Consider the following 16,065-nt stretch of genomic DNA (forward strand, 5'->3'; position numbering starts at 1 on the left):
CTATCCTTAGCCTGCAGCGACTTCAGCAGGGCCAACTAAGCCGGGTTCACGAGCGCCTGGGTTTTTCAAAGGTACAACAGGGTTAACACGCTGCTGGCCCTTGATGGTCATGAGTGTGTTAATGAGCATCAAAACAGCACCCGATAAGAACATCACACCACCCAAAGCACGAATTGCGTAGAAAGGATAGGTTGCTTTTACGCCTTCAACAAAGCTGTAGATTAGCATCCCATCTTCTCCAGTAGCACGCCACATTAGGCCCTGCATTACACCTGAAATCCACATTGCGGAGATGTAAAGCACCACACCTAAAGTAGCTAACCAGAAGTGGAGCTCAACCCACTGTGGCTTAGCCATGGAGATACGACCATACAAACGAGGAATCATGTAATACAAGGAACCAAATGTCACCATTGCCACCCAGCCTAAAGCGCCGGAGTGAACGTGACCAACGGTCCAGTCTGTATAGTGTGACAAGGCGTTTACGGTACGAATAGCCATCATCGAACCCTCGAAAGTGGACATACCGTAGAAAGACACAGCCACAACCAAGAACTTCAAGATGGGATCAGTACGTAAGCGGTTCCAAGCACCAGACAAGGTCATAATCCCGTTAATCATACCGCCCCAAGAAGGAGCCAATAGGATTAAAGAGAAAGCCATCCCTAAAGACTGAGTCCAGTCTGGTAGAGAGGTATAGTGCAAGTGGTGCGAGCCTGCCCACATGTACGTAAAAGCGAGTGCCCAGAAGTGAACAATAGATAAGCGATAGGAGTAAATGGGACGCTCAGCTTGCTTAGGCACGAAGTAGTACATCATCCCTAAAAAGCTCGTGGTCAAGAAAAAGCCCACGGCGTTATGCCCATACCACCATTGCACCATCGCATCCTGCACACCAGAGTAAGCAGAATAGGACTTCCACAAGGAGACTGGGAGCTCCATGTTATTAAAGATGTGCAATACCGCAATAACGATAATAAATGCACCAAAGAACCAGTTCGCCACATAAATATGGCTGACACGACGTTTTACCAATGTGCCAAAAAACACAATGATATAACATACCCAAACCGCCAAAATGAGTAAATCGATTGGCCACTCGAGCTCAGCGTATTCTTTGCTGCTGGTAAAACCTTGGGGTAGTGTTAGCAAAGCCCCTACCATCGCGGTTTGCCAACCCCAGAAGGTAAAAGATGCCAATTTGCCTGCAAACAAACGTGTTTGACAGGTGCGCTGCGCCACATAATACGATGTAGCAAAAAGTGCGCTACCACCAAAGGCAAAAATCACCAAGTTCGTATGTAATGGACGGATACGACCATACGTGAACCACGGTGTCTCGAAGTTTAATTCAGGCCAGATGAGTTGCAAGGCGATCAGTACCCCGACCCCCATGCCAACTACAGCCCACACTACGGACATCACAGCGAACTGTCGGACGACCCCGTAGTTGAAGACTTCGGCCTGTTTTCCGACAACATCGGAAGTGCCCATTTGCTTCCCCTCTTTTAACAAATGTTAATACAAACTAATGACCGAGCTGTATTTGCCCACTGCCCGGTGTACTACGTGCCTATGGCTACATAATACATTCATAATAAACACATAAACTAACCGTTGGGATTTAGCATAAACCCCATTAACGAATTAGTTTATGTAAAACGATTGTAACCAAGCGTTATTTTTCATCAACACCGGTACTATCGTCATCCTGAAGTATGGATTCACCCGCTTTGTTTGCGTCTTCGAACTGTCCTGAAAAAACAGCCCACCATAATGCCACAGCGATGAACAGCACAAATAGCAAAGACAGTGGAATTAATAAAAACATGGAGTCCAACATAATTACACCGTTTGATGTGAAGCGAGTTGTGCTGCTTGCTGAAGGCGCTGGCGATACAAGCGCCACGAATTATAAGCAACTAATAGCGAAGATAACAGCATAGAGATCGCCGCCACCCATGGGGCTACTAAACCTATAGCAGCTAAAGGCGTCATCAACAGATGCCATGCTATAGATCCATACAAATTCTGTTTTGATATCGATGTGGTTTTATTGGCTACGTTCTGTAGCTCTGTATCCGTTTCTGCAGGACTAACACTAATACCTGCATGAGCTGATGCTACTGCCGTCGGTACGGCCATGGATAAAGCACAGGGACAGCTCATCACAAATAAAGCGACAACAACGGCAATCGCATGCTCAGGTCGATAATAAAACCAGACCACACCAAATACAACTGCCAATATCACCTGAATCAGGACAAACCAAAACGCAATGCGATTTGAGTGTTGAGTCAATGTGGCACGTAGTTGTTCTATATAAGTATGCGCCTGACCACGATGAATAGATTGACGAGCACATAGTTCCAGATAGCGTGCCGTTAGTAAAAACGCCACAAACATGGTAACAGAGTCAAAGTAGACTTCGCCCTGCCCTGTCCACGTTGTAATAACACTGGGGATAAAAGCGACCACAATCCCTAAAGCAACAGGTACATCCATGCCGACTTTGCCGCGTTTTAAACTTTGCCAGGCGCCTTTCCAAATAGGGATAGCACAGTACATCATAACAGGCACCGTTAACAACAAGGCCGCCCAGTTCATGAGGTAGATTGCAGAGTCAAGGGTAACTAAGGTGTCAGGCTGCATGGAGTCCGAACGCAAATACCCCGGAAAAGCCAACGTCATTACCTGCATCATCATTAACCAAGCCAGCCCCAAACGGGCGAGCATACGCCGCCTATGCAGACGATCGGCAGCGGACAGATCAGCAGGAATGGTAAAAATGGAATATGCGCGCATAAGTATCGGACTATATTATAACAAATAAGAATATAGCTTTTCGATTTAGATCAAACAAATAAAATATAGCTCAATAAAAAAGCCCTTAAACAAGTTTAAGGGCTTATAGACTAAGACGACAACTCCTGTTCTATTATGTCGTACAGCAACCGCATTATTGGAACTGAGCCTCTTCTGTGGAACCATCTAATGCGGTAGTAGAAGACTGTCCGCCCTCGATGGTTTGAGTGACAGCATCAAAGTAACCCGTACCAACTTCGCGCTGGTGACGTACCGCCGTAAAGCCACGCTCAGCGGCTGCGAATTCACGCTCTTGTAAGTCCACAAAAGCTGTCATGTTCTCGCGAGCATAACCGTAAGCCAAGTCAAACATGCCATAGTTTAGAGCATGGAAGCCGGCCAAGGTGATGAACTGGTATTTATAGCCCATTGCACCCAATTCGCGCTGGAACTTAGCAATTGTCGCATCATCTAGGTTTTTCTTCCAGTTAAATGAAGGCGAGCAGTTGTATGCCAGCATCTTTCCAGGGAACTGACGGTGAATAGCTTCAGCAAACTGACGTGCATACTCAAGATCAGGCGTAGCGGTTTCGCACCAGATCAAATCCGCATAGGGAGCATAAGCAAGACCACGAGAAATAGCCTGTTCAATCCCAGCACGAGTACGGAAAAATCCTTCTACAGTACGCTCACCGGTGATAAAAGGCTTATCGTTATCATCCACGTCACTGGTGACGAGATCAGCAGCGTCCGCGTCAGTACGCGCCAAGATCAAGGTCGGTACGTTCATCACGTCTGCAGCTAAGCGCGCTGCTACCAGTTTGGAGATGGCCTCGCGGGTTGGTACCAAAACCTTACCCCCTAGGTGACCACATTTTTTCACTGAAGCCAACTGGTCTTCAAAGTGCACCCCTGAAGCGCCCGCATTAATCATGGCTTTCATGAGCTCAAAAGCGTTTAATACCCCACCAAAGCCGGCTTCCGCATCCGCTACAATCGGAGCAAAATAATCCACATAGCCCTCGTCACCCGGATTCAACCCCTCGGACCATTGAATCTGGTCACAACGGCGCAACGTGTTATTAATGCGGTTAACTACCATAGGCACCGAGTTAATTGGGTACAAAGACTGGTCTGGATACATTTCTCCAGCTAAGTTAGCATCGCCAGCCACCTGCCAACCAGATAAGTAAATGGCCTTCAAACCCGCTTTGACTTGTTGCATAGCTTGGTTACCAGTTAATGCACCTAAGCTATTGATAAAAGGCTCTTCATGCAAAAGACGCCATAGTTTTTCCGCACCACGACGTGCTAAAGTATGTTCTTCGACCATGGAGCCACGCAGACGCACTACATCTTCGGCGCTGTAGTTGCGCTTAATGCCCTGCCAGCGAGGGTTCTCGGCCCATTCTTTTTGGAGGTTGCGGATTTCGGTTTCACGTTGAGTCATGATGTGTCTCCCTGTAGAAAAATTAGCAATAAACGATGTCGTTGATGATTTAAATTCTACGTAATTACTGCATAGCAATCCACACTTATATCTTATATAAGACCTAATTTCTTATCATTTAAAATCAATGACTTACGCAAATCATTTCACTATACGGAAGCAATTACCTTTTTATGAAAAGCAATCTGATGCAACGCAGCAGGCTTTTTTCATAATATGAAAACCAGCTCCCATCATGTGAAAAAACAGGTTAAATTTACAGACTAATCGCTTTTTATTTTTACTACCATGACGACCTCTTCTTTAAAAAACAGTTTATTGGGCCAAGATGTCTCCTATCCGACACATTATGACCCAAGTGTACTTTTTGCTATTGATCGCGCACCTAACCGACAAGGCCTTACCCTTCCGGAGCATTGGCATGGTGCTGATATTTGGTATGCCTATGAAATGTCCTGGCTTAACGCCAAAGGTAAACCCATTGCTGCGGTGGGACGTTTTAGTATCCCTTGGAACAGTCCTCAGCTCATTGAGTCCAAATCTTTTAAGCTCTATTTAAATTCTTTTAACGAAAGCCGTTTTGAAAGCACCAAAGCCGTAAAAAAATGCTTAGAACAAGACTTAAGTGCGGTGGCAGGCGCCCCGGTACAAGTCTCTATATATGAGCTTGATCCTTATACCGGGCCGATTATGGGAACCCTACAAGGAGAACTCATCGATCACCATGACGTCGAGATCGATTGCTATCAGCCTAACCCTGACTTATTACAATGCCACGATACTGAAGTCGTAAACGAAACGTTGGTCTCACATTTGCTAAAGTCAAACTGCCCTGTCACTGGTCAACCCGACTGGGCGAGCTTACAGGTTGCTTATACCGGACCTCGTCTAGATCAGGGCTCCTTGCTACGCTATATCGTTTCGTTTAGACAGCACACTGAATTTCATGAACATTGCGTTGAGCGTATTTACCATGACCTCATGGAGCGTTGCCACCCTGAGCAACTATTTGTCATGGCTCGCTATACACGCCGTGGCGGCCTAGACATTAACCCTTGGCGCAGCAGTCACCCACTAGATGTTGCCGATATTCGCACTGTACGCCAATAAAAAAGAGGGGCTAACCCCTCTTTTTTATCGACTACGACGCACTATTTCAGGCCAGGCTTTTTTCAAGTAGTAGCACATGGACCAAATCGTTAAAATTGCAGCAACAATGATTAAAATCTGTCCTGCTATACGTGTAGGGATCCCAAATGCATCTCGTGAATACAATAAACACGGTATGGCAACCATTTGCGCGGCCGTTTTAAATTTTCCTAACCAGCTGACCGCAACACTAGCACTCGCACCAATCTGTGCCATCCATTCTCGTAAAGCTGAAATAGTGATCTCGCGTCCAATAATAATAAATGCAATCAGCACATCAATGCGATGGATACTTAGCAGAATTAATAGCGCCGCAGACACCATCAATTTATCTGCAACCGGATCTAAAAATGCACCAAAAGCCGACGTTTGGTTCCACTTACGTGCTAACCAGCCATCAAACCAGTCCGTTAATGCCGCAATAATAAACACCCATGCCGCAATAGCATCACGCATCCCATCTGCCAACCAACCATAGGGCAAACAATATAGAGCAATAATTAACGGTATAAAAACAATACGAAGCCAAGTTAAGGCAATAGGTAAATTAAAAGGCATAACGCAACCAAAAAGTAAACGGTGTAGCTCTTAGCGTAACGCAAAATAGATGCGTTCTGCTAGGGCTCGGGAAATCCCCTCTACCGAAGCCAAGTCATCAATGCTCGCATCACTAACCCCCGCTAAGCCCCCAAAACGCATTAATAAGCGCTGCCTTCGTTTTGGCCCCACCCCATCAATGTCCTCTAAACGCGAGATATTACGTGTTTTAGCGCGCTTTGCACGCATCCCTGTGATCGCAAAACGGTGGGCTTCGTCACGAATCTCGGCCACTAACATCAGCGCTGCCGAACCTATACCTAGTGCCACAGGAGGCCGCTCATCGGCGAAAAACAAGGTTTCCAAGCCCACTTTACGCCCCTCGCCCTTAGCTACACCCACCAAAACACTCTGGTCCAAGCCCAAATCAGCAAACACCGCTTTAGCTATATTGAGCTGCCCTTTACCACCGTCTATTAACACGATATCTGGAAGCGCCGCTAAGCCCTCGGCAACACGTTCAAAGCGGCGGCGTAAGACCTGACGCATCGCGGCATAGTCATCGCCTTCTGTGATTCCAGCAATATTGTAGCGTCTATACAACGAAGGCTGCATCGTATGATTTTTATACACCACGCAGGAGGCTTGCGTTGCCTCACCCGCTGTATGGCTAATATCAAAGCCTTCGATATGTAACTGCTCCAGATACTCGGCATCAGTTTCCAACCCTAGCTCCTGTGCTAGAGCTTCAGTGCGCGCTGCCCGGCTCATCGAATCATTTAAGACTCGTGCCAGCGCCAGCTCCGCATTCGTTTGCGCTTGCTCCAGCCAGCTTTTATGCCGGCCTTGTGGGCGCGTTAAGAACCGGGTTTTCATACCACTTTGTTCCGCCAACAGTGCCAACACGCCTGTATCTGTTAACGCATGGGAACTAACCAGCACGGGTGGCAAAGGGCGCTCGATATAGTGTTGACTGATAAAAGCTTCTAAGACCTGCTCTAAGCTCATGTCTTGTGTTTGGCTAGGAAAAAAAGCACGGTCCCCCAAATGTCGCCCCCCTCGCACCATGGCTAAATTCACACAAACACGCCCACCAGCAGCAATGACTGCAATAATATCCACGTCTTCATTACCATGGCTTTCCATATTTTGCTGCTGCAGAATCGAGGCAAGGGCTTTCATCTGGTCTCGAAAAATTGCCGCTTGCTCAAAAGCGAGGTTTTCGGATGCTAACATCATCTTCTTTTCAATTTGAGCCAATACGCCCTGTGCATCGCCATCTAAAAACTGCTTGGCACGCTTAACATCCGCCTGATAGTCCTCTATGCTAATTAAATCCACACAAGGTGCCGAACAGCGACGGATCTGATGCAACAAACAGGGACGCGAGCGATTGGCGTACACCCCGTCCTCGCAACTACGCAAACGAAAAACACGCTGTAAGATTTGGATGCTCTCTCGTACCGCCCATGCATTTGGATAAGGACCGTAAAAGCTTCCTGGCTGATTCGTATTCCCACGAAAATAAGAAATACGCGGTGCCTCATGCGCACTAAAGCGTAAATAAGGGTATGACTTATCATCGCGGAACAAAATGTTATAGCGTGGCTGTAAGCGCTTGATTAAGTTATTTTCTAAGATCAAGGCCTCGGCTTCAGAGCGCGTCACCGTGGTTTCAACCCACGCTATTTGCTTAACCATTTGCGCAATGCGCGGGCTATTTACACTTTTTTGAAAGTAGGAGGACACCCGTCGTTTTAAGTCGCGTGCCTTCCCGACGTAAAGTACCTCGCCCTCGGCATTAAGATGCCGATACACCCCCGGTAGACGCGGTAACTGACGCAGAAAAGTATTGAGATCGAAGTTGCTGGGCTTGTTGGTAATGCTCATCGTTTTGTAAAGAATCCCAATCCAGAGCAGGTTCTAAAGGATAAAGGTGTTGCAGTCGTGCTTGTGAGGCTTCCGGCATCGTCCACTGCAAACGAGCAAGTAAATCATCTGCTAAGTCAGGGCGATTACAGACTAATACCATATCACACCCCGCCTGCAGTGCTGCCTGCGCGCGCCCCAGAATATCCCCCGCCACCGTCGCCCCTTCCATGGTGAGATCATCAGAAAACACCATGCCGTTATAACCTAAGGCTTGGCGTAATACTCGTTGAATCCAATAAGCAGAAAACCCAGCGGGCAGCTCATCGACCTGAGGGTAAATCACATGGGCTGGCATTACCGCTTGTAATACAGTCCCCCCCAACCAACCATAAGGCGCCGCATCCTGATCTAAGATAGTAGCCAAATCTCGATGATCAATAGGGATTTCGTGGTGGGAATCTGCCTCTACCGCCCCATGGCCAGGAAAATGCTTACCACACGCAGCCATGCCTGCTTGCTGTAAACCATGGGCAAGGGCTTCGGCTAAACGCGCTACCACCTGAGGCTTATGATGGAAAGCGCGATCGCCAATCACGGCACTGCACTCATAATCCAAATCCAAGACCGGCGTGAAACTGAAATTGACACCACAAGCACGTAGCTCCGCAGCTAAAATATAGCCAATCGCATTCGCCAGTTTCACTGCCAATGCAGGATCTCCGTCCCAAATTTTACCTAGCTCACGCATGGCCGGTAAATGTGTAAACCCATCGGACTTAAAACGCTGTACTCGTCCCCCTTCGTGATCAACAGCAATCAATAAGGGCGGAGTACGCTGCGCCTGAATTTGCGCACACAAAGCCTGTAACTGTGTACGACTTTGAAAGTTACGCGCAAACAAAATCACCCCACCCACTAACGGGTGTTGCAAGCGTTTTTTTTCTTGTTCGGTCAGGGTAAAACCTTCGATGTCCACCATGACAGGACCAGGTAAAGCATGAAAAGAGGTCACGTAATTATCCCTATTAAGTCTGTGTTGATGTCTTGGCCTCAATAACAACAAAAGCCATCACCAAATCCGATTCATCTGTTACGGTGATATGCGCTGCACCAAAACGCTGCTGATACCAAAGAGCTAACTCCTCTTCCAACACTACCGTCGGCTTACCACTAGGAGCATTCAAAGTTTGCATACGCGACCAAGCCATTGGCATACGCATCCCTAAGCCAATGGCTTTGGAAAAAGCCTCTTTCGCAGCAAAACGTGTCGCTAAAAATCGAATACCGCGTTTGGGATCTCGAGCATAACGACGTGCAAACACCTGTTTTTCTTGCTCGCCCAATATACGATCTAAAAAGCGCTGACCAAAGCGCTCATACGAGCGCTGTATACGCGCAATATAAATCATATCGGTTCCTATTCCAGCAATAGCAGACACAACCACTCCAAACTTAGTTATAAAACCATCATCATACCGTGAGCACAAAAAAAAGCCGATATGTAATAACATATCGGCCCCATATAAATAATTAAATTTAGGCGCGTGGGCGCAAATCCACGACTCGGCGTGCTTTACCTGTAACGGTACGCTCTACTTGACCAGGGTCTTGTAAGCGAATGCGAGCGCTCACACCAATGTTATTTTTGATGGATTGACGCAAACGAGACACCAACGCATCACGTCGGTCCTGATCAAAATGCTCGTATTCAGCACGAATTTCCGTCAGGATTTCCAACTCATCCATATTGCCCTCTCGCGTCACAATCAGCTGATATTGTGCCGCAAGCTCAGGAATACGTAAGACCAGCTCTTCGACCTGCGTAGGGAACAGGTTTACGCCACGGATAATTAACATATCATCGCTACGACCCGTAATTTTACCCATGCGACGCATGCTACGTGCTGTAGGCGGCAATAACCGACTTAAGTCACGTGTACGATAACGGATAATAGGCATGGCTTCTTTAGTAAGAGAGGTGAAGACAAGCTCGCCTTCTTCGCCATCTTCTACCGGTTCACCTGTTTCAGGGTTGATAATCTCTGGATAAAAATGATCCTCCCAAATCACGGGACCATCTTTGGTCTCGGCGCATTCCATGGCCACCCCAGGCCCCATCACTTCAGATAAGCCATAAATATCCACTGCATCTAAAGCGGCTCGTGCTTCGATATCAGCACGCATTTGTCCAGTCCATGGCTCGGCACCAAACACGCCTATCCGCAAAGAACTATCACGCGGATCCATGCCCTGACGTTCCATTTCCTCAAGAATATTGCAAAAATAGGAGGGCGTCACCATAATGGCATCGGGCTTAAAGTCGGTAATCAGCTGCACTTGCTTTTCTGTTTGCCCGCCAGACATAGGAACAACAGAACACCCAAGTCGCTCTGCCCCATAATGCGCTCCTAAACCGCCGGTAAACAAACCGTAACCATATGCCACATGCACAATGTCACCAGGGCGCGTGCCGGCTGCCCACAAAGAGCGTGCGACCAAATCCGCCCAATTCGAAATGTCTTGAGCGGTATAGCCCACTACGGTTGGCTTGCCTGTGGTTCCACTGGAAGCATGGATACGAGAAATCTGATCGCGTGGTACGGCAAACATGCCAAAAGGATAGTTATCTCGTAAGTCTTGCTTGGTTGTAAAAGGAAACTTAGATAAGTCAGAAAGCTGCTTGAAATCACTAGGATGGACACCGGCATCATCAAAAGCTTTGCGATAATGAGGCACGTTGTCATAGGCGTGCTTTAACGTCCATTTCAAACGCTCAAGCTGGAGCGCTGAAATTTCGTCGCGGCTGGCATGTTCAATACGATCTTTTCCGACTTGCTGAGTTGACGCTGGCATTATTTGTCTCCTGCCCTACTTACTGATTGGGTTGCGAGTCCTCGACCACTGCGCCACGCAGGCGGTACGAACGACCTCTAAAAATAGCAATACGTTGTCCTTGTTGGTTGAGGACTTCCACATCATAGACGCCGGTACGACCGGCTAAATGATATTCTTTGGCGATAGCCTCTAGCTGATCCCCCTCGAAAGCCGGTGCTAAATAATCGATGGTGCAACCAGCAGCTACGGTGGGTACATTGCGAGAGTTACAGGCAAAAGCAAAGGTGCTATCGGCCAAAGCAAAAATAAATCCGCCATGACAGGTTTTGTGACCATTGAGCATATCGGCTCGCACGGTCATACCCATGCGCGCTTGTCCTGGAGCCACACTTAAGATTTTGGCACCTAGGGCTTGCGAAGCGGGGTCTTTGGCGTACATCTGCTCAGCGACGTATTCCGCCAAAGCTTGCGGCTCAGTAGGAAGCGACATGTTATTCCCCTTTAAATTGAGGCTGGCGTTTATTCATAAACGCATTTACCCCTTCGGCATAGTCGGCACTCGCCCCAAGCTCCCGCATATAGTCACGCTCTAAATCTAACTGTTGATCTAGCGTATGATTTAAGCTGACCTGAATCGCATACTTAGAAGCAGCCAGACCACGTGTAGGCGCTGCGGCAAAATGATTGCATAAGCCATCTAAGCGCGCCGCAAACTCCTCATCGGGCACGGCTTCCCAGATTAAGCCCCACTGTGCAGCTTGGGTGGCAGTTAACTTATCACCTAGCAAAGCCAAACCTTTGGCTCGGGCCTCGCCCACTAATCGGGGTAAAAAGTAGGTGCCGCCCGTATCTGGCAGCAGCCCCAAACGACAAAAAGGCTGAATAAAACTGGCAGACTCTTTAGCTACCACAATGTCACCGGCTAAGGCCAGATTTGCTCCCGCCCCTGCTGCCACTCCATTTACCCCTACCACCACAGGCCAGGGCATAGCGCGAATACGACGAACCAGTGGTGCATAGTACGTTTCTACCGTACTACCTAAATCCACCGCGCCCTCGCTCATCTGACGCTCTGACAAGTCTTGTCCGGCACAAAAGCCACGCCCTTCGCCTGTAAGTAACAAGACGCGCACGCCTTGTTCCTCTACACGGTCTAACGCATGAGCTAGCTCGGTATGCATCTGTACACTAAAGCTATTGAGCTTATCAGGGCGATTTAAACGTATCCGAGCAATGGTTGGAGTGAGTTCAAATTTAATGCATTCGTAATTCATTGCGATCTACTCCTGATTTATAGACTTTGCTCTGTGTGCCAGCGGGTTTGTACCACACGGAACCGGTTAGACACATAAGCGCTATCCGACAACGCTGCATTTGCTGCTGGGTTTGCCCCCGTGCCATGAAAATCGCTATATGCAGCGGTTTGGTTAATAAATACCGCACCGGTTAAGTTCAGTGATAACGAAACCCCACTGCGCTCAGCCATTTTGCGAACTTTGGTTGCTGTAGCCGCGTCAATGGTATAAGCAGACAGAGTTAAAGCACCATGCTCACGGACAGTTTCGCCTGCTAGCTGAATGCTATGCTCTGTCGAGTCGGTGGCCACCACAAAAATAATAGGACCAAACCACTCTTGCATAATTTGCGGATTTGTAGCCTCTGTTTTCAGAAGTAGAGGGGTTGCGGTACGCGCCTCTGGGTAAACCGGGTGAGCTAAAGGCTGGCTATCCACAATGACTTCTAACCCTAACGCCTTTGCCTGCTGAATACGCGCTGCTGTTGCATCATTTTGCAAAGCACCTGTGATTTCAACCGCACGCTCAGGCGTCGAACATAAGCGCTCTACAGCCTGTCCTAATGCCGCACACACCTCATCAAAACTCAAATGCCCCTCATCCGTTTGGATACCATCTTTAGGTACATAAATATTTTGTGGGGCGGTACACATTTGGCCGGAGTACAAAGCAAAAGAAAAGGCCAGGTTACGCGCTACCGCTTTGATATCGGGAGCGGAGTCAATAATAATTTGGTTCACACCAGCTTTTTCGGTATAGACCAAGGCCTGACGCGCATGTTGCTCCAGATAGTTACCCGTCGCACTGCTACCGGTGTAGTCAATAATTTTAACTTCTGGATGCATAGAAAGCTGTTGTGCTAACTCGCTATCGGCGTCGTGTGCTGCCAACAACACCACATTCGGGTTAAAACCTGCCTCGACAAGCACTTCACGCAAGATCTTCACCGTGATGGCTAAAGGTAAAATAGCACCAGGGTGAGGCTTCACAATAACGGTATTACCCGTTGCTAACGAGGCAAACAAACCTGGATAGCTATTCCATGTGGGAAACGTCGAACAACCAATCACCAAACCAATACCACGCGGCACCACTGTGAATTGTTTTTGCATGTCGATAGGATCATGCTTGCCCTGGGGTTTTACCCAGTTTGCTAAAGCCGGAATACGTGACATCTCTTGCCACGCATAAGTAACCGCCTCTAAGCCTCGGTCTTGTGCGTGCGGTCCACCCGCTTGAAACGCCATCATAAAGGCCTGACCACTGGTGTGCTGTACCGCATTCGCAATAGTAAAGCTCTGTTTATTTAAGCGATGTAAGGCCTCTAAGCACACGCCAACCCATGCTTTAGGTCCGGCTTCACGCCAGCTGTCTAAAGCCAAAGAGGATTGATCGATAAGAGTTTGCGCATCTAAAGCTGGATAACGCACCTTTAAATCAAAACCATAAGGCGAACGCTCCTGACCAACATATTGGGTGGCACCATCTAGCTCAAGTGGAAAAGTGCTATTTTGATACGCCTCAAAGGTGGCTTGACCTTGGGCGGCCGCGTCCTCGCCATACACGCGCGGGCTGGGCATTTCAGGAAACGGGGTCCAATACTCTCGTGTTTGAATCGCTTTTAGCGCTTGCTCGAGTGTGTCTTGGTGTGCATGAAAAAAATCCACGGTCATGCCTTTTCTCCTTCGGAGGTTAAACTATTTATGTTTCAAACAAATACGTTAAGGCAATGGGGCCTACGCCCCACTGCTTCAGCTAGCACACAGCTAAGCTTACGTTTCTTGGTCAAAGTCAATCACTACCTTATCCGTAACGGGGAAGCTCTGACAGCTTAGGACAAAGCCCATATTGACTTCATAGTCCTCGAGCGCGAAGTTCGCATCCATATCGACCTCGCCCTCTACCACCTTACAACGACAGGTAGAGCACACCCCACCTTTACATGAGTAAGGCAACTCGATCCCCTGCTCCATTGCCGAATCCAATAAGCTTTTATTGTTTTTCGCAATGGTGATTTCGCGGGTAATCCCATCTTGGACAATGGTTAAATGACAATCCTCAGCACCAGGTGCACGACGTGGCGCGGCCCCATCGGCGGTAGTTCGAGGCCCCTTGGGTGCCCCAAATAACTCGTATTTGATTTGCTCTTTGGCCAAACCCCGCTCTTTTAGGGTGGCTACCACCTGCTCGGTCATATCATGGGGGCCACAAACAAAGGCATAGTCGATTTTTTCTACAGGTAACCACACGGAAAGTAATTGATTTACTTTTTCAGCATCCAAACGCCCGTTGAACAAATCAATGTCTTGGTGTTCGCGGCTCATAATATAGACCACAGAAAAACGCTCCATATAGCGGTTTTTTAGGTCTTCAATTTCCTCTCGAAACATAATAGAGGAAGAAGCGCGGTTGGCATAAAACAAAGTAAATGTACTATTTGGCTCGGTATCCAACGCCGTTTTCACCAGAGAAAGAATTGGTGTAATCCCACTACCTACGGCAAAGGCGGCATAACCGCGTTGAGCCTGAGGGTCAAAATCAATCGTGAAATTGCCATCGGGCGGCATCACTTCAACCGTATCGCCAGGTTGTAGCTCTGTGTTTGCCCAGTTAGAAAACGCGCCATCATAAACACGCTTGACCGCCACACGTAAGATATTGTCGTGCGGCGCGGCACAGATAGAGTAGGAACGACGTAACTCCTCGCCATCTACCTGCGCACGCACGTTTAAATATTGGCCAGGTCGAAAATGAAATTTTTCTTTGAGTTCTTGTGGTACATCAAATGCAACCACTACCGCATCGCGTGTAGTGCGTTCTATAGAAGCCACTTTTAGAGGATGAAATTGACTCATGACTAATGCGCCTTGAAATAATCAAAGGGCTCCCCACACTGGGTGCAGCGATAGAGAGCTTTACAAGGTGTAGAACCAAAGTGACTAATCACTCGTGTTTGAGTAGAGTGACATAGTGGACAGGTCACCGTAGGCCCGGATCGACGCGATATACCAGAAATATCTATAGACTGCTCTTTAGGGGGCGCAATACCATAGTTTTGTAATGCTTGGCGGCCTTTTTCGCTCAACCAGTCTGTCGTCCAAGCTGGGCTAAGACTGGTTTTTACTTGTGCTTTGACGCCCTGCTGCTCTAGAGTCTGAATAATGCTTTGCTCCATTTCATACATGGCAGGACAGCCCGAATAGGTCGGTGTGATCGTAACCACACAGGTATCGTCCTGCCACTGAATGTCGCGCACGATCCCTAAATCTACTAATGAAATCACTGGGATCTCTGGATCAGGAACCTTATCGAGCCATTGCATAATGGTATTTGCGTCAACCATAATTACCTCTCTACTACCAGCTAGCACCGGGGTAAGCACGCTGCAAAAATTGCATTTCTGCTAATAAAAAACCCAATGCTTCAGTATGTTTACCCGCTACCCCACCACGGTAAGCTTTATGGAAAGCCTCTTCTTTAGCGGGAACGCTAAGTGTTGCCTCGGTGAGAATTGCTTGTACATGCTCAAGCCACTCGTCCCAAAGCGATTCATGTAAAGGTACTACCCCTTGAGCGTGTAGGGCTTGGGTCGTGTCATCATCTAAAAACAACTCGCCCACGTATGGCCATGCGTCGTTTAATGCTTGCTGCATCCGCGCATGACTTTCCTCGGTACCATCACCTAAGCGAATAACCAAGTCACTGGAGCGACGAGCGTGATACGTGACTTCTTTCAAGGATTTTTCTGCAATCTCTTTGATGCCTTCATGCGTCGATTCACACAAACGACGCAAGAGAAAATAATGCCAACTATCAAACAAAAACTGACGTGCCATGGTGTCACCATAGTGCCCATTCTCACGCTCAACCAGTAGATAGTTGTAATAGTCATGAGCGTCCCGCAAAAAGGCTAAAGCATCCTCGTCACGCCCTTGCCCTTCGATTTCTCCTGCTAAGCTTAACCACATGCGAGCTTGACCAATTAAGTCTAAAGCCGTGTTAGCCGTAGCGAGCTCTTCTTCGAGAGCGGGACCATGACCAGTCCATTCAGCTAGACGCTGGGATAACACCATCGCGCTATCCCCCATGCGTAATAAATAATTAAATAACGCCTGATCCATG

At 48.0% G+C, this 16,065-nt stretch carries 16 protein-coding genes; 1 reads left to right on the plus strand and 15 read right to left on the minus strand.

The genetic code is table 11. The features are described 5' to 3' along the window. Positions 1-6: 6 nt before the first annotated feature. From ccoN to aceA, 4 genes are all read right to left on the minus strand, one after another. On the minus strand, positions 7-1,494 hold the full coding sequence (gene ccoN / locus ABD980_RS02555; RefSeq protein WP_260650404.1) for a cytochrome-c oxidase, cbb3-type subunit I: 1,488 nt from the start codon (positions 1,492-1,494) through the stop codon (positions 7-9). 184 nt (positions 1,495-1,678) lie between these two features. Further along, a complete protein-coding gene (ccoS, locus tag ABD980_RS02560) occupies positions 1,679-1,843 on the minus strand; it encodes a cbb3-type cytochrome oxidase assembly protein CcoS (protein ID WP_377536174.1) in 165 nt (54 codons plus the stop codon). 2 nt (positions 1,844-1,845) lie between these two features. After that, on the minus strand, positions 1,846-2,805 hold the full coding sequence (locus ABD980_RS02565) for a P-type ATPase actuator domain-containing protein (protein WP_300646523.1): 960 nt from the start codon (positions 2,803-2,805) through the stop codon (positions 1,846-1,848). Between the two features lie 154 nt (positions 2,806-2,959). Further along, a complete protein-coding gene (gene aceA / locus ABD980_RS02570) occupies positions 2,960-4,255 on the minus strand; it encodes an isocitrate lyase (RefSeq protein WP_300646522.1) in 1,296 nt (431 codons plus the stop codon). Positions 4,256-4,543: 288 nt separating this feature from the next. On the opposite strand from aceA, the gene queF reads away from it, so the two are divergent. Then, positions 4,544-5,365 (plus strand): NADPH-dependent 7-cyano-7-deazaguanine reductase QueF, encoded by an 822-nt coding sequence (gene queF, locus ABD980_RS02575; RefSeq protein WP_345369394.1) that lies wholly within the window; start codon positions 4,544-4,546, stop codon positions 5,363-5,365. Positions 5,366-5,389: 24 nt separating this feature from the next. Here the strand turns inward: queF and pgsA are convergent, their stop codons facing one another. The 11 genes from pgsA to paaC form a co-directional block, all read right to left on the minus strand. Then, positions 5,390-5,962 carry a CDP-diacylglycerol--glycerol-3-phosphate 3-phosphatidyltransferase gene (pgsA, locus tag ABD980_RS02580; RefSeq protein ID WP_300647628.1) on the minus strand — a complete coding sequence of 191 codons (573 nt, stop codon included), beginning with the start codon at positions 5,960-5,962 and terminating at the stop codon, positions 5,390-5,392. A 30-nt stretch (positions 5,963-5,992) separates the two neighbouring features. Continuing rightward, positions 5,993-7,831, minus strand: coding sequence for an excinuclease ABC subunit UvrC (gene uvrC, locus ABD980_RS02585; RefSeq protein ID WP_345369397.1), 1,839 nt, complete (start codon positions 7,829-7,831; stop codon positions 5,993-5,995). Beyond that, on the minus strand, positions 7,743-8,792 hold the full coding sequence (gene nagZ, locus ABD980_RS02590; protein WP_300647658.1) for a beta-N-acetylhexosaminidase: 1,050 nt from the start codon (positions 8,790-8,792) through the stop codon (positions 7,743-7,745). The genes uvrC and nagZ overlap by 89 nt, the downstream gene beginning before the upstream one ends. 46 nt (positions 8,793-8,838) lie before the next feature. Next, complete coding sequence (gene acpS / locus ABD980_RS02595) at positions 8,839-9,252, minus strand: holo-ACP synthase (RefSeq protein WP_377536175.1); 414 nt, start codon at positions 9,250-9,252, stop codon at positions 8,839-8,841. A gap of 97 nt (positions 9,253-9,349) precedes the next feature. After that, positions 9,350-10,666 carry a phenylacetate--CoA ligase PaaK gene (gene paaK / locus ABD980_RS02600; protein WP_345369399.1) on the minus strand — a complete coding sequence of 439 codons (1,317 nt, stop codon included), beginning with the start codon at positions 10,664-10,666 and terminating at the stop codon, positions 9,350-9,352. Between the two features lie 19 nt (positions 10,667-10,685). Beyond that, positions 10,686-11,138: a hydroxyphenylacetyl-CoA thioesterase PaaI gene (gene paaI / locus ABD980_RS02605; protein WP_260650396.1), complete on the minus strand. Its 453-nt coding sequence runs from the start codon at positions 11,136-11,138 to the stop codon at positions 10,686-10,688. Position 11,139: 1 nt separating this feature from the next. Beyond that, a complete protein-coding gene (gene paaG / locus ABD980_RS02610) occupies positions 11,140-11,922 on the minus strand; it encodes a 2-(1,2-epoxy-1,2-dihydrophenyl)acetyl-CoA isomerase PaaG (protein ID WP_345369402.1) in 783 nt (260 codons plus the stop codon). A 17-nt stretch (positions 11,923-11,939) separates the two neighbouring features. After that, positions 11,940-13,616 (minus strand): phenylacetic acid degradation protein PaaN, encoded by a 1,677-nt coding sequence (paaN, locus tag ABD980_RS02615; protein ID WP_345369404.1) that lies wholly within the window; start codon positions 13,614-13,616, stop codon positions 11,940-11,942. A gap of 99 nt (positions 13,617-13,715) precedes the next feature. Beyond that, complete coding sequence (gene paaE / locus ABD980_RS02620; RefSeq protein ID WP_260650393.1) at positions 13,716-14,798, minus strand: 1,2-phenylacetyl-CoA epoxidase subunit PaaE; 1,083 nt, start codon at positions 14,796-14,798, stop codon at positions 13,716-13,718. Positions 14,799-14,800: 2 nt separating this feature from the next. Then, positions 14,801-15,286 (minus strand): 1,2-phenylacetyl-CoA epoxidase subunit PaaD, encoded by a 486-nt coding sequence (gene paaD, locus ABD980_RS02625; RefSeq protein ID WP_260650392.1) that lies wholly within the window; start codon positions 15,284-15,286, stop codon positions 14,801-14,803. 13 nt (positions 15,287-15,299) lie between these two features. After that, positions 15,300-16,064, minus strand: coding sequence for a 1,2-phenylacetyl-CoA epoxidase subunit PaaC (gene paaC, locus ABD980_RS02630; RefSeq protein WP_300647636.1), 765 nt, complete (start codon positions 16,062-16,064; stop codon positions 15,300-15,302). Between the last annotated feature and the right edge of the window lies 1 nt (position 16,065).

The sequence above is a fragment of the Paenalcaligenes hermetiae genome (genome assembly GCF_039543645.1).
GTDB classification, from domain to species: domain Bacteria; phylum Pseudomonadota; class Gammaproteobacteria; order Burkholderiales; family Burkholderiaceae_B; genus Paenalcaligenes; species Paenalcaligenes hermetiae.